The sequence below is a fragment of the Pseudomonas sp. FEMGT703P genome, assembly GCF_002786345.1.
Taxonomy (GTDB): Bacteria; Pseudomonadota; Gammaproteobacteria; order Pseudomonadales; family Pseudomonadaceae; genus Aquipseudomonas; species Aquipseudomonas peli.
Map to the genome: position 1 here is coordinate 635040 of NZ_PGCM01000005.1, position 20980 is coordinate 656019.

Sequence of the window (20980 nt, forward strand, 5' to 3'; positions counted from 1 at the left end):
CCATGGCTATCAAGGTAGGTATCAACGGTTTTGGTCGTATCGGTCGTCTGGCGCTGCGCGCTGCTTGGGGCTGGCCGGAATTTGAGTTTGTGCAGATCAATGATCCGGCCGGCGATGCGCCGACCCATGCCCATCTGCTGAATTTCGACTCGGTGCACGGTCGCTGGCAGCACGAGGCGAGCAGTGAGGGCGAGTGCATCCTGATCGACGGCAAACGCATCCAGGTCACGGCCAACAAGGCCATTGCCGACACCGACTGGAGCGGCTGCGATCTGGTGATCGAGGCCAGCGGCAAGATGAAAACCGTCGCGGTGCTGCAAGGCTATCTGGATCAAGGCGTTAAGCGCGTGGTGGTCTGCGCACCGGTAAAAGAGCAGGGCGCGCTGAATATCGTGATGGGCGTAAACCAGCAGCTGTTCGACCCGGCGCAGCACCGCATCGTTACCGCCGCCTCCTGCACCACCAACTGCCTGGCCCCGGTGGTCAAGGTGATCCACGAGAACCTCGGCATCCGCCACGGCTCGATCACCACCATCCACGACCTGACCAACACCCAGAGCATCCTCGATACGCCGCACAAGGATCTGCGCCGCGCGCGTGCCTCAGGCATGAGCTTGATCCCAACCAGCACCGGTTCGGCCACGGCGATTGCCGAGATCTTCCCCGAGCTGCGCGGCAAGCTCAACGGCCACGCGGTGCGTGTACCGCTGGCCAATGCCTCGTTGACTGACTGCGTATTCGAGGTGGAACGCGCCACTACGGTGGAGGAGGTCAACGTACTGCTTAAAGCTGCCGCTGACGGTCCGCTTAAGGGCATCCTCGGTTATGAGGAACGTCCGCTGGTGTCCATCGACTACCGCACCGACCCGCGCTCGTCGATTATCGATGCGCCGTCGACCATGGTAGTCAACGGCACCCAGGTGAAGCTCTACGCCTGGTACGACAACGAATGGGGCTACGCCAACCGCGCGGTGGAGCTGGCGCGGATGGTGGGTGCGCAATAACTGCGGCCCTCTCCCCCAACCCCCGCTCTGCGCCCCAGCCCTTCGCAGAACTCAGGGCGCGTTAGCGGGCGAAGCAGTGCTTCGCTTTCCCCGCACCGCCCCGCAAGCGTGAGAGGGGAGTGTTACGCCTCCCGCTTCATTTCGTGGCTTTCTTTAAGCCGCATGAAGTCCGCTCCCTCGCCCCTTTGGGGAGAGGGTTGGGGAGAGGGGCTAAAGACACCGCGATTGATCAGGAAATCAGCACATGCACGCCTTATCCCGCCTCGCTCCCGAAGTGCGCCAATACCTGCTGGTGACCGGCAATTACTGGGCTTTCACCCTGACCGACGGCGCACTGCGCATGTTGGTGGTGCTGCATTTCCATAGCCTGGGTTACACGCCGCTGCAGATTGCCGCGCTGTTTTTGTTCTATGAGATTTTCGGCGTGGTCACCAATCTGGTCGGCGGCTACTTGGGCGCGCGGCTGGGGCTGAATCGCACCATGAATATCGGTCTGGGCCTGCAGGTGGCGGCGTTGCTGATGCTCACCGTGCCTGCGGCCTGGCTGACGATTCCTTGGGTGATGGGCGCGCAGGCGCTGTCCGGTATTGCCAAAGACCTGAACAAGATGAGCGCGAAAAGCTCGATCAAGCTGCTGGTGCCGGACAGTCAGCAGGGCACGCTGTACAAGTGGGTGGCGATCCTTACCGGCTCGAAGAATGCGCTGAAGGGCGTGGGTTTCTTTATGGGCGGTGCGCTGCTGGCGCTGCTCGGGTTCACTGGCGCAGTGCTGGCCATGGCGGCGGTGCTGGCGCTGATCTGGTTGGCCAGCCTGTTGCTGCTGAAAAAGGATCTGGGCAAGGCGAAAGCCAAACCGAAGTTTCGCGACATTCTGTCCAAGAGCCGGGCGATCAATATCCTCTCGGCCGCACGCTTGTTCTTATTCGGCGCGCGCGATGTGTGGTTTGTGGTGGCGCTGCCGGTGTACCTGTCCGGCGTGTTTGGCTGGGATTTCTGGATGGTTGGCGGCTTTCTCGCTGCGTGGGTGATTGGCTACGGCATGGTGCAGTCCTTCGCCCCAGTCATCACCGGCAAGGCCAGCGGCCAGTTGCCGGATGGCCGCGCGGCATTCGCCTGGGCTGCCGTACTGGCTGGTTTGCCCGCTGCAATCGCCCTGGGTCTGAGCAGTGATTTGCCGGCGCAGTGGGTCTTGCTCGGCGGGCTGATGCTGTTTGGCGTGCTGTTTGCGGTGAACTCCTCGCTGCACAGCTACCTGATTGTCAGCTACGCCAAGGAAGACGGCGTGTCGCTGGATGTGGGCTTCTATTACATGTCCAACGCCCTCGGCCGGTTGATCGGCACGCTGCTGTCGGGCTGGGTGTATCAGGCCTATGGCTTGGAAGCCTGCTTGTGGGTGTCTTCGGCTTTTGTTCTGCTGGCGGCGCTGATCTCCATTGGACTGCCTCGGCACCGCGCGATCAGTCTGAAGGAGTAAAAAGCGCAAGTTTGTGCAAGAACAGCCAGGCCGATCAGGCGCAGACTCTCAACCATCTACCGGGAGTCTGTTGATGAACCTGTCGCTCTATCTGTTGACCGTACTGATCTGGGGCACCACCTGGATCGCCCTCAAGTTGCAACTGGGCGAGGTGGCAATTGCTGCCTCCATCGCCTATCGCTTTGCCCTGGCTGCTGCCGTGCTGTTTGCCGTTCTGCTGCTAAGCGGTCGCCTGCAGAAACTCGATAAGCGCGGCCAGCTGATCTGTCTGGCGCAGGGGCTGTGTCTGTTCTGTATCAACTTTATGTGTTTCTACACCGCCAGCCAGTGGATCCCTAGCGGCTTGGTGGCGGTGATTTTTTCCACTGCAACGCTGTGGAATGCGATCAACGCGCGGCTGTTCTTCAAACAGCAGATCGCCGCCAATGTACTGGCCGGCGGCGCGCTGGGGCTGGGCGGTCTGGCGCTGTTGTTCTGGCCGGAACTGGCCGGGCAGGAGGCCAGTCGTGAAACCCTCTTGGGCATCGGCCTGGCGCTGATCGGCACCCTATGCTTCTCCGCCGGCAATATGCTCTCCAGCCTGCAGCAGAAGGCCGGGCTCAAGCCACTGACCACCAATGCCTGGGGCATGCTCTATGGCGCGCTGATGCTGGTGGCGATCTGCCTGGTCAGCGGCACGCCGTTTGGTTTCGAGTGGAACACCCGTTACATCGGCACCTTGCTGTACCTGGCGATTCCCGGCTCGGTGATCGGCTTTACCGCCTACCTGACCCTGGTCGGGCGCATGGGCCCGGAGCGCGCAGCTTACTGCACCGTGCTGTTTCCGGTGGTGGCGCTGAATATCTCGGTATTTGCCGAGGGCTACCAGTGGACCGCGCCGGCGCTGTTCGGTTTGCTGCTGGTGATGCTGGGTAACGTGCTGGTGTTCCGTAAGCCCAAGGCGCTACCGGCAACGGTTGCCCTGGCCGCCAAGGTTTAACTCGGCCACTTCCACGCTGGCTCATCGAGCATGCCCTGGCCCTGGATCACGGTTTGCCCCAGCTGTTTTTCCAGGACGATGGCGTTGCACTCGGGGTGTTGCTCCAGGGTGGCGATCAGGCGGCTGGCGTGGGATACCACCCAGACCTGGGTGTGTTGCGACGCGGCGATAATCAAGCGGCCGAGTGCGGGCAGCAGATCGGGGTGCAGGCTGGTCTCCGGCTCATTCAGCACCATCAGCGATGGCGGCCGTGGGGTGAGCAGGGCGGCGACCAGCAGTAGGTAGCGCAGGGTGCCGTCCGACAGCTCGCTGGCCGACAACGGCCGTAATAATCCCTCCTGTTGCAGTTCGACGGCAAAGCGCCCGCCTTGTTGAAAGTCGATACGCATACGTGCGCCGGGGAAGGCGTCGCTGATCGCCGCATCCAGCGCAGCGGCATCGCCGATTTCACGAATGGTCTGCAACGCCGCCGCCAGATCACGGCCGTCGTGGTGCAGCACCGGGGTACGGGTGCCCAGTTGCGGCTGGCGCACGGGCGCTTCGGCATCGCTGCGAAAGTGATCGTAGAAGCGCCAGCGGCGGATATGTTCGCGCAGGTGGGAGACTTCCGGGCAGGCCGGATCATTACCGATCTGCTCATACAGGCTGTCGAAGCTTGGCAGGTGTTGGGTCATCACCTGCCAGTTGCGCCCCTCACGCATACGCACCATCGCGCCGGCGCGGTCCACCAGCAGCGAAGCGGGGCGATAGCTGCCCCCAGCCCAGATGCATTCGCGTTTGATCTCGGGATCCAGGGCGAAGGCGCTGGGCTTGTCGCGGCTCTCGCCGGAGTTGGACTCCGGCAGCCCGAGGGAAATGGCATAGCTGAAATCATCGCCGGCAAAGCCCAGGCGCAAACGTCGGGCCTCCTTGCGTGGGCCGCCCTGCACAGGCACCTCGCCGCTGAGCATGCGCCGGCTGAGGGTTTCCGGTCCGGCCCAGAAAGTCGAATCCAGCCCGCCTTCACGGGCCAATGCATTGACCACGCCGCCCTGGGCGGTTTCCGCCAGCAGGCGCAGGGCGCGATAGAGATTCGACTTGCCGCTGCCGTTGGCCCCGGTCACCAGATTGAGCCGACCCAGCGGCAGCACCAGGGTGTTGATTGAGCGGTAGTTGGCGACGGCGAGGGTGTGCAGCATGGGTGTCGTCCTGACAGCTAATGAAGGGTTTTTAGCGGCGCGGCGTGCCTAAAACAAGCCTAGTTGGCCGCCGATCAAGGTTGCAAAATCATCCTCAACAAACGGCAGGATGGCATCTGCCACCGGTTGCAGTTGGCGGGTCAGGTAGTGGTCGTAGTCGATGGCGGCGCTGCGCGCTTCCAGCGGTTGCGGGCCAGCGGTGGTGATCACGTAGCTGATCCAGCCGCCGCGTTGGTATTGCAGCGGGCGGCCGTGGGCGGCGTTGAACTCGTCAGCCAGGCGCGCGGCGCGGACATGGGGCGGTACGTTGCGTTCGTAATCGGTGAGCAGGCGGCGCAGGCGCTTGCGGTAGACCAGTTGCTCATCCAGCTCGCCGCTCAGGGTGCGCTCGACGTAGTCACGCACATAGTCCTGGTAGGGCTGGCCGAGGAAGATGCGCTCATACAATTCGCGCTGAAATTGCTGGGCCAGCGGCGACCAGTCGCTGCGCACGGTTTCCAGGCCTTTGTAGACCATCTTGTGGCCACCGTCAGGCTGGGTGATCAGGCCGGCGTAGCGCTTCTTGCTGCCTTCCTCAGTGCCGCGAATGGTCGGCATCAGAAAGCGCCGGTAATGGGTTTCGAACTGCAGTTCCAAGGCGCTTTCCAGGCCGTACTCATCACGCAAGTGATCGCGCCACCAGGCATTTACCTTGGCCACCAGTGTGCGGCCGATCTGTGCGGCGTCTTCTTCAGCATGCGGGCGCTTGAGCCAGACAAAAGTGGAGTCGGTGTCGCCGTAGATCACCGCATAGCCTTCGGCTTCGATCAGCGCACGGGTGCGGGCCATGATCTCGTGGCCGCGCAGGGTGATGGAGGAGGCCAGGCGCGTGTCGAAAAAGCGGCAACCGCTGGAGCCGAGCACGCCGTAGAAGGCGTTCATGATGATTTTCAGCGCCTGCGACAGCGGCGCGTTGTGCTCGCGTTTGGCCGCCTCACGGCCCTGCCATACGCGCTCGACAATCGCCGGCAGGCAATGCTGGCTTCGGGAGAAACGCGCACCGCGAAAACCCGGTACTGAGTGCGCCTCATCGGGCTGACGCAGGCCTTCGATCAGCCCCACCGGGTCGATCAGAAAGCTGCGGATAATCGACGGGTACAGGCTCTTGTAATCGAGCACCAACACCGACTCATACAGCCCCGGCTGCGACTCCATGACAAAGCCGCCGGGGCTGGCTTGTGGTGGGTTGTCCCCCAGGTTTGGCGCGACAAAACCACGGCGGTGCATCAGCGGCATGTACAGGTGCTCGAAGGCTGCCACCGAGCCGCCGCTGCGGTCGGCGGGTAGGCCGGTGACCGTGGCGCGCTCCAGCAGGAAGTCGAGGATCGCGGTTTTGCCGAAGATCCGCGTGACCAGCTCGCAGTCGCGCAGGTTGTAGCGCGCCAGGGCCGGTTTGTCCTCGCGGAACATACGGTCGATTTCGTCCATGCGCTGGTAAGGCGTGGCAATATCCTTGCCCTCGCCGAGCAGGGTTTGTGCGACGTTTTCTAGGCTGAACGAGGGGAAGCTCCAGGTCGCCGAACGCAGCGCCTCGATGCCGTCGATGATCAAGCGGCCGGCGGTGTCAGCAAAGAAGTGACCGTTGCCGCTGCCATGCTCACGCCACTGCATCTCGCTGCCATCGCGGCCCAGGCGCAGGGGGATGGCCAGGTTGCGCGCGTGTTCGTGCAGCACACGCAGGTCGAATTGCACCAGGTTCCAGCCGATGATCGCGTCGGGGTCGTGCTGCGCCATCCACTGATTCAGGCAATCGAGCAACTGGCCACGGCTGGCGCAGTACTCCAGCTGAAAATCCACATCTGGCGGCTGTTCCGGCGTGCGGCCAAGCATATAGACGTTGCGCTGGCCGCAGCCTTCAATGGCGATGGAGTACAGCTCACCAAAGGCATTGGTTTCGATATCCAGCGAGGCCAGCTTGAGCGTCGGGCGGTAACCCTCGCAGGGCTTGATCTGCGCCTCCAGCAGCAGGGCGGGATTGGTCGCATCGGGTGTGCCGGTGAACTGCACGGGGGCGGTGATAAAGCGCTCCATCAGGTAGCGCTCGGGCGGTCGCACATCGGCTTCGTACACGTCCAGGCCAGCGCGGCGCAGCTGTTTGTCGAGGTCCATCAAGGTACGGTGCTGTTGGCAATACAGGCCGAGCACCGGGCGCAGGTGAAAGTCCTTGAGGCCCAGCGGGCGTAGCTCGACGCCGCGTTCGCCCGCCAGCAGCGCTTGCGCCTGCTCGCGTTGCGCAGCCGGGATAAAGGCCACTGAGGTTTGCAGCGGCAGACGCAGCAGGCGCGGACCGTTGTCGGTGGCCAACCAGAACTCCACCTGCGTGCCGGCCGGCGTATCACGCCAGTGTCGGGTCAGCAGAAAGCCCTGTTGTAAGTCCACCGCGTTGCTCTCGGGTCTGTATTGAGAGGCAATTCTACGCAGGCTTTTATATGTATGCCTATACAGTTGTTGTGCGGCTGCCAAGCGGGCACAGACAACAGGGTCTATTCCCGTTTCATTCGCGAGGCGCGTTGCTGCGAGAAATGCCCCCCGGTTAGGCGCAGGGCGTAGGTAATGGTGTTCCCTTGCCAAGTCCTGCAACAACAGCGGGGGGCATTTCCCGCGCAACCCTTCGGGCCGGGCCTGCTTTTGCGCGATGCAGCGTTTCTCGTCGCTTATTTGGAATAACCAAACTGCGCTCCTCGTGCCTTGCCTCGCGCAAAAGCAGGCTCCGGCGCGACCGCGAATGAAATGGGAACAGACCCTAATTTCCGAGTAAAATGCTCGGCCTGATTGACTGCCCGATAGCGAAACCATGTCCCTGCCCAAGCACCACCTCGAACTGCTGAGCCCCGCGCGCGATACCGCGATTGCCAAGGAAGCCATCCTGCACGGCGCCGATGCCGTGTATATCGGCGGCCCCGGGTTCGGTGCGCGGCACAACGCCAGCAACAGTGTGGCGGACATTGCCGAGCTGGTGCAGTTTGCCCACCTGTTCCATGCGCGGGTGTTCGTCACCCTCAACACCATCCTGCATGAGGATGAGCTGGAACCGGCGCGGCAGATGATCTGGCAGCTCTACGAGGCGGGCATCGATGCGTTGATTGTGCAGGACATGGGCGTGATGGAGATGGATCTGCCGCCCATCGAGATCCACGCCAGCACCCAGTGCGACATTCGCACCCTGGAAAAAGCCCGCTTTCTCGACAACGCCGGCTTCTCCCAACTGGTGCTGGCCCGCGAGCTGAACCTGGAAGAAATCAGCAACATTTGCCGCAATGTCGATTCGGCGGTGGAGTTCTTTATCCACGGTGCGCTGTGTGTGGCGTTCTCCGGGCAGTGCAACATCTCCCACGCGCAGACCGGGCGCAGCGCCAACCGCGGCGACTGCTCGCAAGCCTGCCGCCTGCCATACACCTTGAAGGACGATCAGGGCCGCGTGGTGGCCTTTGATAAGCACCTGCTGTCGATGAAGGACAACAACCAGACCGACAACCTGATCCATCTGGTTGATGCCGGCGTGCGCTCGTTCAAGATCGAAGGGCGTTACAAAGATATGAGCTACGTGAAGAACATCACCGCGCACTACCGCCGCGAGCTGGATGCGATTCTCGAACAGCGCCCGCACCTGGCTCGCGCCGCCAGCGGCCGCACCGAGCACTTCTTCACCCCGGACACCGACAAGACCTTCCACCGCGGCAGCACGGATTACTTCGTCACCGACCGCAAGGTGGACATCGGCGCTTTCGACTCGCCGACCTTTACCGGCTTGGCGGTGGGCTATATCGAGAAAGTGAACAAGCGCGACCTGATTGCCGTCACCGATACGCCGCTGTCCAACGGCGATGGCCTGAACGTGCTGATCAAGCGTGAAGTGGTGGGTTTTCGCAGCAACATCTGCGAGCTCAAAGGCGAGTTTGAAGAAGACGGCGAGAAGCGCTACCGCTACCGCGTCGAGCCTAACGAAATGCCCGAAGCCATGCACCGCGTGCGCCCACAGCAGCCGCTCAACCGCAACCTCGACCACAACTGGCAACAGGCCTTGCAGAAAACCTCCGCCGAGCGCCGCATTGCGGTCAGCTGGCAGTTGGCGGTGCAGGGCGATCAGTTGAATGTGAGCGTCACCAGTGAGGAGGGCATCAGCGCTCGCGTTAGCCTGGCCGGGCCGTTCGCCGCCGCCAAGGATGCCGAGCAAGCTCGCGAGCAACTGGCCGATGGCCTGAGCAAACTGGGCACCACCATCTACTACAGCACTGGCGCGCAGATTGACTGTGAGGCCGTGCCGTTTGTCCCAGGCTCGCAACTCAAGGCCATGCGCCGTGAAGCGATTGAGGCGCTGACTCAAGCCCGCGTCGCCGCTCACCCGCGTGGCGGGCGTAAGCCGGTGAGCATGCCGCCACCGGTCTACCCGGAATCGCACCTGACCTTCCTCGCCAACGTCTACAACGACAAGGCGCGCACCTTCTACAAGCGTTACGGCGTGCAACTGATTGATGCGGCGTATGAGGCCCATGAAGAGGCAGGCGATGTGCCGGTGATGATCACCAAACACTGCCTGCGTTTTTCCTTCAACCTGTGCCCCAAGCAGGCCAAAGGCGTGACCGGCGTACGCACCAAGGTCTCGGACATGCAGCTGATCCATCAGGACGAAGTGCTGACCCTGAAGTTCGACTGCAAGCCCTGCGAGATGCACATCATCGGCAAGATGAAGGGCCATATCCTGCATCAGCCACAGCCGGGCAGCGCGCAAAGCAGCGGCGGTGTAGTGGGCTATATCACCCCGGACGATCTGCTCAAAACCATCAAGCGCTGAGTGTCGGTCAGCGGTTGCACACCGCCGCGTCAGCGGCTGGTTGTGTTGGCCTGCTTGCCAGTCAGGATCACCAGCGCAATGCCGCCGAGTATGGCCAGTGAGGCCAGGAGCAGGCGTAGGCTGAGCGGTTCGGCGAGCAGCACCACACCGCCCAGCGCAGCGATCACTGGTACGCTGAGTTGCACGCTGGCGGCCGTGGTGGCTTTCAAGGCCGGCAAGGCGCTGTACCAGACGGCATAGCCGAGCCCGGACGCCAGCGCGCCCGAGGCGGTGGCGTAGGCAATTCCAGCGGAGTGTTGCAGCGAGAGATCGCCGAGCATGGCGACACTCAGAATCAGCGCAATCGGCACCGCTCGGAGGAAATTGCCGGCGGTGACCTGCAGCGGATCGCCCGTGCCTTTGCCGCGCAACGAATAGATTCCCCACGCCATGCCCGCACCCAGCATCAGTGCCGAAGCCAGTGGCGGCGGTGCAGAGATACCCGGTAACAGCAACCCAACCAGCCCGCCAATGGCCAGCAACAGGCCGCCAAGCTGGGGCACTCGCAGGCGTTCGCCGCGGTACAGGCCATAACCGATCATGGTGCTTTGCACTGCGCCAAACAGCAGCAGGGCGCCGGTGGCCGTCGACAGTTCGAGGTAAGCGAAGGAAAAGCCGGCGGCGTAGGCAAACAGGGCCAGTGCTGATAGCCAGTTGCCTTGGCCAGCGGCGCTACCGGCGCGGATACGCACGATCAGCCAGAGCACGGCGGCCCCGGCGAGCAGGCGAATGCTGGTAAAACTGGCGGCATCAATGCTGCCGTCGGCGAGTGCCGCCCTGCAGAGCAGGGAGTTGGCCGCGAAGGCGATCAGCGCGAGTGTCGTCATGCAGACAAGGCGGGTGGATGACATGGGCGTTCCCACGGCGGCGTCAGTGGGACGTTTGGGGAGGCAGTCACTCACTGCGCTTGCCAAAACCCTTGGCGAGAAACAGCCAGGCCATCAGCGGATAACAGAAATAATGCAGGCCAAAAATCAGCAAACCCATGGGGCTGGGATCATCCTTCCACGCCATCATGGCCAGTAACCACAGGTAGAGCAGCGCCAGGATGCCGCCGTACAGCGCGACCAAGCGACGGCGTTCGCCTTGCAAGGGTGCGCGGCGGTTGCGCCAGGAGAACCACAGGGTCATACCAGCGGCCACCAAGGCGGCGATCAGCACCGTGGTCAACAGCCCGCCGAGTTTGACGAAGGTGCGCAGCAGCAGGTTGAGCAGGATAACCGCCACCACGCCGCCAAGGGCCAGGTGGGTAACCGCGACGCTGCTGGGGCTTGGCTCGCGCATGGGGCGTGCTCCTAGAGGCTGCGATTAAGGCCGAAACGTTTCTTTAATACAGCTTCGAGCAGGCGTTTAGGCAGTAGCGCCGCCAGTAGCGGCATGCTGCGGCTGCCATTACCCAGGCGTACCAGGTTCGGCCGGGATTTACTCTGCACGGCGGCCAGCAGGTTGCGGGCAAAGTGGCTGGTGGGCGTGGGGTTGTCCTGCGAGGCGTTGGCGCGGGCGCGGATGCCGTCGCGTATCGGCCACCAGGGCGAGGCTTCATCAATCAGCTGTTCGGCCTGTTGGCTGGCGTTGGCGCCAAAGCTGGAGGCAATCGCGCCGGGCTGCACTTCCATCACCTCGATAGCGAAGGGTGCCAGTTCCAGGCGCAGGGCGTCGGTCAGAGCATGCACGGCGGCCTTGGAAGCGCAGTAGGCGCCGGCGAACGGGGTGACCAGCACGCCGGAGACGCTACCGATATTCACCACCAGCCCTTTGTTCTGCCGCAGCAGCGGGAACAGCGCGCGGGTCACGCCGACCAGCGAGAACACGTTGGTTTCGAATTGCTTGCGCATGGCTTCGACACCGCCATCGAGCAGTGGGCCCATGGCGCCGTAGCCGGCGTTATTGATTAGTACGTCGAGCCCGCCGATCTCCGCTTTCAGGCGTTCGGCCAGTTGGCCAAGACCCAGGCCATCGTTGACGTCCAGTTGCACTGCGTGAAAGCCCGCTTCGCTCAAGGCATTAAGGTCTTCAGCTTTGCGCGCAGTGGCCCAAACTTGATAGCCGGCCTGCTGGAACACCTCGGCCAAGGCGCGGCCAATGCCGCTGGAGCATCCGGTGATCAGTACGCTGGGCTGGGTCATGCAACTTTCCTTATTGTTTTAATGGGGGTAGCCGTCAACGGCTAAAGCTGCCTTGCAGGCGCTCAGCACGAAACTCCAGGGTCTTGGCGCGGTAGCCGCTGCGCAGCGTGGGCAGCGGCAGGCAGGCTTGCCAGTCGTCACCGGGCAACAATTCGCCAGGGCCACTGTAGTGCGGGGTTTCATACAGGCGCTCGGCCAGGTTGACGCTGTCGCCAGGGCGATAGGCGGCGATCTGCCAATGCAGCTCAAGCAGTGCGGCTTCGCTGCCATTCTTCAGGTTCAGGGCCAGCGGGCGATCCGCCGGGCAGCGCTCAGGGGCATAATCGAGGCGTAATTCGAGGTGGGCCAAGTGGCGGTTCTCGCGGCTTTCCTGCCAGAGCACCCAGCTGGCGACCAGGCCCAGGCCGATCAGCGCGCCGAGGGAGATCGGCAGTGCCTTGCTCGGGTAGCGGATCAATAGGATCAGCCAGCTCAACAGCAGAATTGCGCCGAATAGCATTATTCAGGCCTCGGGTTGGTCACGCAGGAATACCAGACTATCAGCCTTGGAGTGTTCCGCCGAATAGCGATAGCCCTGGTAGTTGAAGTCCTTGAGGTCGGCTGGGTCAGTCAGGCGCTCTTTGATCACGTAACGGGCCATCAGGCCACGGGCTTTTTTCGCGTAGAAACTGATGATCTTGTACTGGCCGTTTTTCAGGTCTTTGAATTCGGTGTCGATGATCCGTGCATTCAACGCTTTGCGTTTCACTGCACTGAAGTATTCGTTGGACGCTAGGTTGAGCAGCACCTCGTCGCCCTGGGCCGCCAGCGCCTCATTCAGCCAGCCACTGATGCGCTCGCCCCAGAAGTCATAGAGGTTATTACCGCGCGGGTTGGCCAGTTTGGTACCCATTTCCAGGCGATAGGGCTGCATCAGGTCGAGCGGGCGCAGCACGCCATACAGACCGGAAAGCATGCGCAGATGGGTTTGCGCGAAGTCGAAATCGGCCTTGCTGAAATCCTCGGCGTTAAGCCCGGTGTACACATCGCCCTTGAACGCCAGCAGCGCCTGCTTGGCATTGGACGGATTGAACGGCCGCACCCAGCTACCGAAGCGTGCAGCGTTAAGGCCGGCGAGTTTGTCCGAGAGGTGCATCAGCTCGGCGATCTGCGCCGGGGTAAAGTCGCGCAGCTGCTGGATCAGCTCCTGGGCGTGGTTGAGGTGTTCCGGTTGGGTAAAGCGTGGTGTGGCGGGCGGCGTCTCGTAATCGAGGGTCTTGGCCGGGGAAATCACCATCAACATAAAACTGTGCTCCTGAAAGTCTGCGGCGATTCTAGAAGCTGCTGGCGCTTGAGACTACCTATAAGGGCGATTGAGACGCTTGACCCAGGGGCCGCCACGGGGTTGTAGTCTGCCCAGGTCGAATCCTCCAAGGAGCTGTCATGACCGCCTGCAACCATTCGCGCTGGGAGCCATCCCACGATTACCGCCCGCTGGAAACCACTGCAGAGCGTCAGGCCTGGCGCGTTGCCGCGCTGACCGGGGTGACCATGCTGGTGGAGATTGTCGCCGGTTATGCGTTCAACTCCATGGCCTTGCTCGCCGATGGCTGGCACATGGCCTCGCATATGCTCGCGATTGGCCTGACGGCGCTGGCCTATCTGCTGGCGCGGCGTTACGCCAACGACCCACGTTTTGCTTTTGGCACCTGGAAGGTCGAGGTACTGGCCGGGTTCGCCAGCTCACTGATGTTGCTGGCGGTGGTGGCGATGCTGGCGTTCGAATCCTTCTGGCGTTTGTTGCAGCCCCAGGTGATTGCCTTCGAGATGGCGCTGTGGGTCGCCGTCGTTGGCCTGTTGGTCAACCTGGCTTCTGCCTGGCTGCTGCGTGATAGCCATGATCACGGGCATGCCCACGGCCAGGGCCAGGGCCATAGTCACGCTGGCGCGCATGCTCATGCTCATGCTCATGCTGATCACGATCACGTAGCGTCAGCGGCGGGCAAGGACCTTAATCGCCATGCCGCTTTTATCCACGTACTGGCCGATGCGCTGACTTCGGTGGCGGCCATTGTCGCCTTGCTGGGTGGCCTGCTGCTGGGCTGGGACTGGCTCGACCCGCTGATGGGCGTAATTGGTGCGGTAATTATCGCGGTATGGGCCAAAGGCCTGCTGATCGAAACCGGCAAGGTGCTGCTCGATCGCGAGATGGACAGCCCGGTGGTCGAGCGCGTACGCAACGTTTTGACCCAGGAGGCGGACACTGAGCTGGCCGATCTGCATCTATGGCGCGTTGGCCGGGCGCAGTTCGCCTGCATCGTCAGCGTGGTGACCCATGGCGATGGCTCGGCGGATCGCTACAAGGCTCGGCTGGCGGGGATTGCGGAATTGGTGCATGTGACCGTGGAGGTCAATCGCTGTGCCGATGAGCACGGGGTGAAGCGAGGCTGACAGGTAAAAATCTTACGGCCCGAAAGCCGGTGGGACTTCCGACTTTAACGGCGACCGCACAGGTCGCCAAGCGCTATTTGTCGCTCCGATAAATAAACCGGTAAATGCCGAAAAAAACGTTTTTCTGTCATCTTTTTTGGAGTATCTAAAAGGCAAGACCGCCGAACCCTGCAGACAGGTGGCGGCCATTGGCCCTCACCTTTTTGCAGCCTTCTCAGCCTCGGCACTGAGGAGTCGACGGCCCCTCCGCGGCGCAGACTCGCCCCTGCGTTGCTTGGCTACTACAAGAAGGTGACCGAGTATGGATGACCACGGACGCTCCAAGCCCACCGCCCCAACCCTGTACGCCCTCGACACCAATGTGCTGATCCACGACCCCAACGCGCTGCTGAATTTTCAGGAGCACCACGTTGCGATTCCCATGACCGTACTGGAGGAACTGGACAAGCTTAAAACCGGCAAACAGGGCGTGGCCGCCGAGTGCCGCCAGGCCATCCGTCTTATCGACAAAATTCTCGGCAGCGCCAACCCGGAGGAAGTGGAACACGGCGTTGCCATTCAACGTGACAAGAGCGGCCCCTGTGGGTATTTGTCGATTCTGATGAGCAAGAGCGCCACCCCAGTCACCTGGCTGCCGGAAGACCTCAACGACAACAAGATCATCAACCAACTGGTCGAGCTGAAGTCCCGCCGCCCCGGTCTCAACGTGGTGCTGGTCACCAAAGACATCAACATGCGCCTCAAGGCGCGCGCCTGTGGCATCGATTCCGAGGATTACCATACCGACCAGTTGGTCGACGACGTGTCCTTGCTGTCGCAGGGTTACCACAACATGGACGGCTCCTTCTGGGACCGCGTGAACAAGGTGGAAACCCGTCAGGATCACGGCCGTACCTGGCACCGTGTGCAACTCACCGACAACCTGCCGGCGGTGCACGTCAACGAGTTCATCATCGACGAACAGGGCTTTGTTGGCTGGATCAAGGGCATCAAGCATGGCGAACTGCTGATTCTCGACATGCACCAGGAACCCTTGATGCACCAGGAAGCCTGGGGCCTGCGCCCGCGGGATATCTATCAGTCACTGGCGCTGTTTGCCCTGCTGGATCCGGACATCCACCTGGTCAACCTGTCCGGCGCGGCCGGCTCCGGTAAAACCATTCTGGCCCTGGCGGCGGCCATCGAACAGACCATGGTCAGCAAGCGTTATCGCAGGATTATTGCCACCCGCAGCGTGCAGGGGCTGGATCAGGAAATCGGCTTTCTCCCCGGCACCGAAGCCGAGAAGATGGAGCCCTGGCTCGGCGCGATCACCGACAACCTCGAAGCCCTGCATATGGACGACGAGAACACCCATGGTAGCGTCGACTACATCCTGCAAAAGGTCCCACTGCAGTTTAAATCGCTCAACTACATCCGTGGTCGCAGCTTCCAGCAGAGTCTGATCCTGATCGACGAATGCCAGAACCTCACCCCGCACCAGATGAAAACCATCATCACCCGTGCCGGCAGCGGTTCCAAAGTGGTGTGCCTGGGTAACCTGGCGCAGATCGATACCCCTTACCTGTCGGCGCCCAGTTCTGGCCTGACCTACCTGACGGAGCGCTTCAAAGACTTCGAGCATGGCGTGCATATCACCCTGCAGGGGGTGCCGCGCTCGATCCTCGCCGAGTACGCCGAAACCCATATGTAACCCTCATCCGCGTTCGCCCAGCAGGCCGTTATGCCTGCTGGGCCGGACGCCTCTGTAACCTCCCGTCTGAATCCCCTGGCATTCACAGGTGCCGAAACCTGACCCCTGGGTTTACAATCGCCGGACACCTGCCTGGAGTCTGTCTGTGTTAACCCATCTCGATGCCCAAGGCCGCGCCAATATGGTCGATGTCAGCGATAAAGCCCTGACTGTCCGTGAAGCCGTGGCAGAAGCCCTGGTGCGCATGCGCCCGCAAACCCTGCAGATGATTACTCAGGGCGATCACCCCAAGGGCGACGTGTTCGCCGTGGCGCGTATTGCCGGTATTCAGGCGGCGAAGAAAACCAGCAACCTGATACCACTGTGCCACCCGTTGATGCTCACCAGCGTCAAGGTCGAGCTAACCCCTGAGGGCGCGGATGCCGTACGCATCACTGCGCGCTGCAAGCTGACCGGGCAGACCGGGGTGGAAATGGAAGCCCTGACCGCCGCCAGCGTCGCCGCATTGACTATCTATGACATGTGCAAGGCGGTGGATCGCGGCATGGTGATCGAAAGCGTGCGCCTGCTGGAGAAGGTCGGCGGTAAGAGTGGACACTTTGTAGCTGGGGACGAAGCATGATCCGCGTGCAGTATTTCGCCCGATACCGCGAGGCCCTCGGCCTGGATGGTGAGCAGCTGAACGCGGAGTTCGCCAGCCTCGATCAGTTGCGCCAACACCTGCTGGCACGTGGTGGTGTGTGGGAAGTGCTGGCCGAGCAGAACCTGATGTGTGCGCGCAATCAGGAACTCTGCAGCCTGGATGAGCCGCTGACGGCTGGCGATGAAGTCGCGTTCTTTCCTACCGTAACCGGAGGCTGAGTATGGCCATCCGCGTCCAGTCGCAACCCTTCGATCCGGGCGTTGAGCTTAACGCCCTGCATGCCGCCAACCTGGGCATTGGCGCGGTGGTCTGCTTTGTCGGCTATGTGCGTGACTTCAACGAGGGGCGCGAAGTCGGCGGCATGTTTCTCGAACACTTCCCCGGCATGACCGAGAAGGCCCTGGGCAAGATTGCCGAGGAAGCCACTCAGCGCTGGCCGCTGTTGGGTATCGAGATCATCCACCGTATCGGTCGCTTGGAACCAGGCGAGCCAATCGTCTTTGTCGGCACCACCAGCGCCCACCGTCAGGCGGCATTCGACGCCTGCAACTTCGTCATGGATTACCTGAAAACCCGCGCGCCGTTCTGGAAGAAGGAAGACACCGCTGAAGGCCCGCGCTGGGTCGAAGGGCGTTGCTCCGACCAGGCTGCAGCTGAGCGCTGGAAACAACAACCTTAAGCGTATTTTGCCTATGTCGTCTGCGCTGATCCTTCAGTCGCAGTGATGGCCTTTGCTCGGTTGACGATATGTACATTTAACTCCAGTATGGACTTTAAAGTATAGATCGAGGCTGGCAAATGACCCGTCCACGCATGCTTCTCAGTCATCGCTTTTCGCTCAGGTGCACACCTGATGCGCCCTTCTTCTGTCTTGCAGCAACCGTCGTTGCCCGCTCGACCTGCGCAGCAATGTCAGGTGGCACGGGCCTGTCACTCCCTCAGCAGGAATCCGCACAATGAAGAAAATCGTCCTGGCGGGCGGCATCGCCCTGAGCCTGATTGCATCCAGCCTGTTCGCCGCAGACAAACCCCTGCGCCTGGGTATCGAGGCTGCCTATCCACCTTTTGCCTATAAAGAAGCCAGCGGGCAGATCGCCGGCTTTGATGTGGATATCGGCAACGCTCTGTGCGCTGAGATGAAGACCGAGTGCCAATGGGTCGAGCAGGAGTTCGATGGCCTGATTCCATCGCTCAAGGTGAAAAAGGTCGACGCCATTCTGTCGTCCATGACCATCACCGATGACCGGCGCAAATCGGTGGATTTCACCGGCAAGTACTACTACAGCCCGGCGCGCCTGGTGATGAAGGCTGGCAGTGAAGTCGCCGCTGATTTCAGCAACCTCAAGGGTAAGCGCATCGGTGTGCAACGCTCGACCACCACCGACCGCTTCGCCAGCGAGGTGCTGGCCGCACAAGGAGTTGAAGTGGTGCGCTACAGCTCGCAGAACGAGATCTACCTGGACCTGATTTCCGCGCGCCTGGACGGCACCTTGGCTGACGCCATCCCGGTCGATGAAGGCTTTCTGAAAACCGTTAACGGCAAGGGCTTTGCCTTCGTCGGCCCGGCGTTTACCGATCCGAAGTACTTCGGTGAAGGCGCCGGCATCGCCGTGCGCAAGGGCGACGCTGAACTGCTGGGCAAGCTGAATGCGGCCATCCAGGCTATTCGCGCCAGCGGCGAATACCAGAAGATTCAGTACAAGTACTTCACCTTCGATATCTACGGCGACTGATTGCATCAGGCAGTAAAAAGCCGCGCAGTGCGCGGCTTTTTACTGTTCGGCTTGTGTTTACAGCATGCCTAGTCACTTATCACCGCTCGCCTTCGCGGTAGCTCGCCCCGTCATATACAACATCAAGGCAAATTGCCATGATGCCGAAATCTATTACAAGCACGCTTGCTTGCGTTGGAGGTTTCAATGGTCGGGCACCCTACGAAGTCAGCCTGCTACCTGTTACTGGCCTTTTCCATGCTGGGTCTCAGCGGCTGCGCCTCCGATGGCGGCCTGGGGGAGTTGGCGGTTGTGGCGGCGATGGTTGCACCCATTCCTGGGGATGCCAGCGCGCTGCTTACAACGGCAGCCGTTGCAGGTGGAGCCGTCGCATTGGCTTCGGCCAGCTCGACAGAATCGACGCCTGGTGCTGTGCCTGTGCCGGGGCAAGCCGCGCCGTATAAACCGGACCTGCAGATGCTGGTGACCCGCGAAACGCCTGAACGCTATCGCCCACGTTCCTGCGAATACATCGAAATGGCGCTGATTGAAGTGCCTGGCTATGTCGGCAGTAGCGAGCCTTTGCTGCAGCAGGCGGGCGAGGCCCGTAAGGTCGCTGCCAGCCAGGTCTGGTATGAAAAGGGTTGTACCCAGGCGAACCTGCCGCGCGGGATCATTGGCGTGCACATGGATACGGTTGACGCCGTCAGTGCCGCGCGGATATCAGCACCGACGACGGGCGTGCTGATCGATCGCACCGGGCCAGGCAGCAGTGCGCAAAATGCCGGACTCCTTAGCGGCGACATCGTGGTAGCAGTCAATGACCAGCCGATTGCAGACTCCGTCGACTTTCGCCTGGCCATTGCCAAAGCTCCCATCAGCTCCAGCATCAATCTCAAATACTGGCGTGCACACAACTTCTATACCGTTCCGGTCCTTATTGCCTCGTCGGGTAATCCGCCCCCGGTACTGCCGCTGGCCGCGCGCGGTAGCGCCACGCCGCTCAAGGCCAATTCTGCCTCGTTGCAGGGCATGAGCCTGGGCGTGGTGACGCCGTCTTACGCCAAAGCAGTGGGGCTGGCCTCGGCGAAAGGTGCCTGGGTGACGGACACCGTCAAGGGCAGTGCGGCGGATCGGGCGGGCATCAAGCCGCTGGATGTGATTGTCGAAGTCAGTGGCCAGGAAGTGGCCTCGGCCCAGGATGTCGCGGATATTTCGTCGCGCATGCGCGCCGGTTACAAGGCCACCGTCAGCGTCTGGCGCAACCAGGCTAAACGCGACGTGCAGATGGTGCTGCGCAATGAGTGATCACACCGTACTGGCTTTGCGTTTAGCGGCGCTGGCGGTTGCTTCGGCAGCGCTCTCCGGTTGTATGCATGCTGCTCACGCGGTGTTTTCTCCCGCGATGGAGGCAGCGATGGAGGCCTCGATAACGCCAGAAAAACTCGGCATCACCACCTCCACCTGGCGCGGTAAAACCTGTAGTGAGTTGGAGGAAAGCCACGCCTATATGCTAGAGCTTCATCAGAAATCCAACCCATCAGGTGACCCGGGCATGGCCAGGGTTGATGGTTGGCAGATGGATGCGCTTAATCAGGTGCGCCGCGAGCAGGGCTGCTTTGGCGGTACGGCCACGGTGCCGGCCTCTGGGCAGGTCACGGCTTACGGCTACTGCTTTTCCGGCACGGAAACGGTCAACTACCTGACTCCGGTGTTTACCTATCGCGACTTTTACACCGACGGCGGCGCGGCGGAGACCGCGGCGTTCAATGCGATGCTGCGCTCGACCTACGGGGTTACGGACGGCCGGGGTGGTTGCCTGATGGAGGACAGCCCGGCCAATGCCGCTGCAGAGATCGAGCGCCTTGCAAACCTAACCAGGCTACAAATGAACTGGGACACGGTGCACGTGCCCTGGACTCCGCCGCCGATTGAAAAAGCCGCCAAGCTAGCAACGCGAGCAGCAGCGCCGGCCAGCGTTTCGCCTGCTGCGGCTAACATCGGCAGCAGCAGTATCGAGGCCACGGACCTCGGCTTGACTCTGGAAAGCCCGAGCCCGGAATTGGTCAGTGCCCTTGGCCTGAAAAGCCCTACCGGTGCCTGGGTAGTCAGCGTCACCCCTGGCAGCCCTGCGGCAAAAGCTGGCCTAAAGTCGATGGATGTGATCCTCGATGTGTCTGGTCAGGAAGTGCGCGGGCCAGATGATGTGCAGTCGATCACCAGCCGTCTGCGCAGCGGCTACCGCGCGCCATTGGGTGTATGGCGCAATCGGGCGCAGCAGGAGCTTACGCTGGCCATTCCGACGCGCGCTGCGCCAGTTGCAGTTGCTGCCGTTGCTCAGCCGCCGGCGGCAGTGCCAACTCCGGTGATTGCTGCGCCTGCTGCCGCGCCCCAGGGCAATACCTTCTGCCATGCCTATATCTATGTGGTGAAGAAGCCCGGCGGCGTGCAATCGGCGATCTTCCAGAGCCCCAGCCCGCAGATAACCTCGGCCGGCATGATGACCACGCTCTCTGCCTTTGTGAACAAGGTCAGGCAGCAGCAGCCCGAGGCCTGGCGGCCGTTCAGTTTTCCTGACGTACAGTGCAGCCCGCCATCCGGTTACTGCTTCGCCAATGCGCAGAAGGCGTTGTTCAAGCCCGACCAGATGGCCGGCCAGTTCTGCTTCGCCACCCGCGCCGAAGCGCAGACGCATTACGACGAGTTCAACTCGGTGAAGCCGGTTTATGAAACGCTGGAGTGGCAGCCTTAAGCGCTTTCCAGCAGCCACCGCGCCAGGCTCAGCAGCATATGGCCGACGCACTGAGCCAAGACTGAATACACTATGCGCCAGACTATCCCGGGCCATAACTATGGCTCTACCGAACAAGG

At 61.8% G+C, this 20980-nt stretch carries 19 protein-coding genes; 12 read left to right on the forward strand and 7 right to left on the reverse strand.

The features are described 5' to 3' along the window. The first annotated feature begins 2 nt into the window (after positions 1–2). The 3 genes from CUR33_RS06760 to CUR33_RS06770 all read left to right on the forward strand — a co-directional run bounded on the left by CUR33_RS06760 (position 3) and on the right by CUR33_RS06770 (position 3457). Complete coding sequence (locus CUR33_RS06760; protein ID WP_289239083.1) at positions 3–1004, forward strand: ArsJ-associated glyceraldehyde-3-phosphate dehydrogenase; 1002 nt, start codon at positions 3–5, stop codon at positions 1002–1004. A 244-nt stretch (positions 1005–1248) separates the two neighbouring features. Continuing rightward, positions 1249–2478, forward strand: coding sequence for an organoarsenical effux MFS transporter ArsJ (gene arsJ, locus CUR33_RS06765; protein WP_289239084.1), 1230 nt, complete (start codon positions 1249–1251; stop codon positions 2476–2478). A 73-nt stretch (positions 2479–2551) separates the two neighbouring features. Then, the gene (locus CUR33_RS06770; RefSeq protein WP_282875148.1) at positions 2552–3457 is read left to right on the forward strand and encodes a DMT family transporter; all 906 of its coding nucleotides are present in this window, start codon (positions 2552–2554) and stop codon (positions 3455–3457) included. Here CUR33_RS06770 and CUR33_RS06775 read toward each other — a convergent pair. Together CUR33_RS06775 and CUR33_RS06780 are read right to left on the reverse strand one after the other, a co-directional pair. Further along, on the reverse strand, positions 3454–4635 hold the full coding sequence (locus CUR33_RS06775) for an AAA family ATPase (RefSeq protein ID WP_289239085.1): 1182 nt from the start codon (positions 4633–4635) through the stop codon (positions 3454–3456). The genes CUR33_RS06770 and CUR33_RS06775 overlap by 4 nt on opposite strands. A gap of 48 nt (positions 4636–4683) precedes the next feature. Then, positions 4684–7053 carry a DNA polymerase II gene (locus CUR33_RS06780; protein ID WP_289239086.1) on the reverse strand — a complete coding sequence of 790 codons (2370 nt, stop codon included), beginning with the start codon at positions 7051–7053 and terminating at the stop codon, positions 4684–4686. Between the two features lie 415 nt (positions 7054–7468). On the opposite strand from CUR33_RS06780, the gene CUR33_RS06785 reads away from it, so the two are divergent. Continuing rightward, positions 7469–9466: a peptidase U32 family protein gene (locus CUR33_RS06785; protein ID WP_289239087.1), complete on the forward strand. Its 1998-nt coding sequence runs from the start codon at positions 7469–7471 to the stop codon at positions 9464–9466. A gap of 29 nt (positions 9467–9495) precedes the next feature. Here the strand turns inward: CUR33_RS06785 and CUR33_RS06790 are convergent, their stop codons facing one another. Genes CUR33_RS06790 through yaaA form a run of 5 tightly spaced genes read right to left on the reverse strand, consistent with a single transcriptional unit; the run spans position 9496 to position 12913 of the window. Next, positions 9496–10356, reverse strand: coding sequence for a DMT family transporter (locus CUR33_RS06790; RefSeq protein ID WP_289239088.1), 861 nt, complete (start codon positions 10354–10356; stop codon positions 9496–9498). A gap of 43 nt (positions 10357–10399) precedes the next feature. Further along, complete coding sequence (locus tag CUR33_RS06795) at positions 10400–10789, reverse strand: hypothetical protein (RefSeq protein ID WP_289239089.1); 390 nt, start codon at positions 10787–10789, stop codon at positions 10400–10402. An 11-nt stretch (positions 10790–10800) separates the two neighbouring features. After that, complete coding sequence (locus CUR33_RS06800; RefSeq protein ID WP_289239090.1) at positions 10801–11631, reverse strand: SDR family oxidoreductase; 831 nt, start codon at positions 11629–11631, stop codon at positions 10801–10803. A gap of 34 nt (positions 11632–11665) precedes the next feature. After that, positions 11666–12130, reverse strand: coding sequence for a multidrug transporter (locus tag CUR33_RS06805; RefSeq protein ID WP_090248869.1), 465 nt, complete (start codon positions 12128–12130; stop codon positions 11666–11668). A gap of 3 nt (positions 12131–12133) precedes the next feature. Beyond that, positions 12134–12913: a peroxide stress protein YaaA gene (yaaA, locus tag CUR33_RS06810; RefSeq protein ID WP_289239091.1), complete on the reverse strand. Its 780-nt coding sequence runs from the start codon at positions 12911–12913 to the stop codon at positions 12134–12136. A gap of 140 nt (positions 12914–13053) precedes the next feature. Between yaaA and dmeF the strand changes: the two genes are divergently transcribed. The 8 genes from dmeF to CUR33_RS06850 all read left to right on the forward strand — a co-directional run bounded on the left by dmeF (position 13054) and on the right by CUR33_RS06850 (position 20861). Then, positions 13054–14061 carry a CDF family Co(II)/Ni(II) efflux transporter DmeF gene (gene dmeF, locus CUR33_RS06815; protein ID WP_289239092.1) on the forward strand — a complete coding sequence of 336 codons (1008 nt, stop codon included), beginning with the start codon at positions 13054–13056 and terminating at the stop codon, positions 14059–14061. Positions 14062–14362: 301 nt separating this feature from the next. Next, on the forward strand, positions 14363–15754 hold the full coding sequence (locus CUR33_RS06820) for a PhoH family protein (RefSeq protein ID WP_160085349.1): 1392 nt from the start codon (positions 14363–14365) through the stop codon (positions 15752–15754). A 145-nt stretch (positions 15755–15899) separates the two neighbouring features. Continuing rightward, a complete protein-coding gene (gene moaC / locus CUR33_RS06825) occupies positions 15900–16376 on the forward strand; it encodes a cyclic pyranopterin monophosphate synthase MoaC (RefSeq protein WP_289239093.1) in 477 nt (158 codons plus the stop codon). Continuing rightward, positions 16373–16615, forward strand: a complete 243-nt coding sequence (locus CUR33_RS06830; protein ID WP_233683886.1) for a MoaD/ThiS family protein — start codon at positions 16373–16375, stop codon at positions 16613–16615. The genes moaC and CUR33_RS06830 overlap by 4 nt, the downstream gene beginning before the upstream one ends. A 2-nt stretch (positions 16616–16617) precedes the next feature. Beyond that, on the forward strand, positions 16618–17076 hold the full coding sequence (gene moaE, locus CUR33_RS06835) for a molybdopterin synthase catalytic subunit MoaE (RefSeq protein ID WP_160085346.1): 459 nt from the start codon (positions 16618–16620) through the stop codon (positions 17074–17076). A 277-nt stretch (positions 17077–17353) separates the two neighbouring features. After that, the gene (locus CUR33_RS06840) at positions 17354–18130 is read left to right on the forward strand and encodes an ABC transporter substrate-binding protein (RefSeq protein WP_289239094.1); all 777 of its coding nucleotides are present in this window, start codon (positions 17354–17356) and stop codon (positions 18128–18130) included. 237 nt (positions 18131–18367) lie between these two features. Beyond that, positions 18368–19417 carry a PDZ domain-containing protein gene (locus CUR33_RS06845; RefSeq protein ID WP_289239095.1) on the forward strand — a complete coding sequence of 350 codons (1050 nt, stop codon included), beginning with the start codon at positions 18368–18370 and terminating at the stop codon, positions 19415–19417. Next, on the forward strand, positions 19410–20861 hold the full coding sequence (locus CUR33_RS06850) for a S1C family serine protease (protein ID WP_289239096.1): 1452 nt from the start codon (positions 19410–19412) through the stop codon (positions 20859–20861). Before CUR33_RS06845 ends, CUR33_RS06850 begins: the two co-directional genes overlap by 8 nt. The last annotated feature ends 119 nt before the right edge of the window (positions 20862–20980 follow it).

Coding starts and splice junctions, on each gene's coding strand:
- CUR33_RS06760 (WP_289239083.1), top strand. CDS start 3: ATGGCTATCAAGGTAGGTATCAACGGTTTTGGTCGTATCGGTCGTCTG.
- arsJ (WP_289239084.1), top strand. CDS start 1,249: ATGCACGCCTTATCCCGCCTCGCTCCCGAAGTGCGCCAATACCTGCTG.
- CUR33_RS06770 (WP_282875148.1), top strand. CDS start 2,552: ATGAACCTGTCGCTCTATCTGTTGACCGTACTGATCTGGGGCACCACC.
- CUR33_RS06775 (WP_289239085.1), bottom strand. CDS start 4,635: ATGCTGCACACCCTCGCCGTCGCCAACTACCGCTCAATCAACACCCTG.
- CUR33_RS06785 (WP_289239087.1), top strand. CDS start 7,469: ATGTCCCTGCCCAAGCACCACCTCGAACTGCTGAGCCCCGCGCGCGAT.
- CUR33_RS06790 (WP_289239088.1), bottom strand. CDS start 10,356: ATGTCATCCACCCGCCTTGTCTGCATGACGACACTCGCGCTGATCGCC.
- CUR33_RS06795 (WP_289239089.1), bottom strand. CDS start 10,789: ATGCGCGAGCCAAGCCCCAGCAGCGTCGCGGTTACCCACCTGGCCCTT.
- CUR33_RS06800 (WP_289239090.1), bottom strand. CDS start 11,631: ATGACCCAGCCCAGCGTACTGATCACCGGATGCTCCAGCGGCATTGGC.
- CUR33_RS06805 (WP_090248869.1), bottom strand. CDS start 12,130: ATGCTATTCGGCGCAATTCTGCTGTTGAGCTGGCTGATCCTATTGATC.
- yaaA (WP_289239091.1), bottom strand. CDS start 12,913: ATGTTGATGGTGATTTCCCCGGCCAAGACCCTCGATTACGAGACGCCG.
- dmeF (WP_289239092.1), top strand. CDS start 13,054: ATGACCGCCTGCAACCATTCGCGCTGGGAGCCATCCCACGATTACCGC.
- CUR33_RS06820 (WP_160085349.1), top strand. CDS start 14,363: ATGGATGACCACGGACGCTCCAAGCCCACCGCCCCAACCCTGTACGCC.
- CUR33_RS06830 (WP_233683886.1), top strand. CDS start 16,373: ATGATCCGCGTGCAGTATTTCGCCCGATACCGCGAGGCCCTCGGCCTG.
- moaE (WP_160085346.1), top strand. CDS start 16,618: ATGGCCATCCGCGTCCAGTCGCAACCCTTCGATCCGGGCGTTGAGCTT.
- CUR33_RS06840 (WP_289239094.1), top strand. CDS start 17,354: ATGAAGAAAATCGTCCTGGCGGGCGGCATCGCCCTGAGCCTGATTGCA.
- CUR33_RS06845 (WP_289239095.1), top strand. CDS start 18,368: ATGCTGGGTCTCAGCGGCTGCGCCTCCGATGGCGGCCTGGGGGAGTTG.
- CUR33_RS06850 (WP_289239096.1), top strand. CDS start 19,410: ATGAGTGATCACACCGTACTGGCTTTGCGTTTAGCGGCGCTGGCGGTT.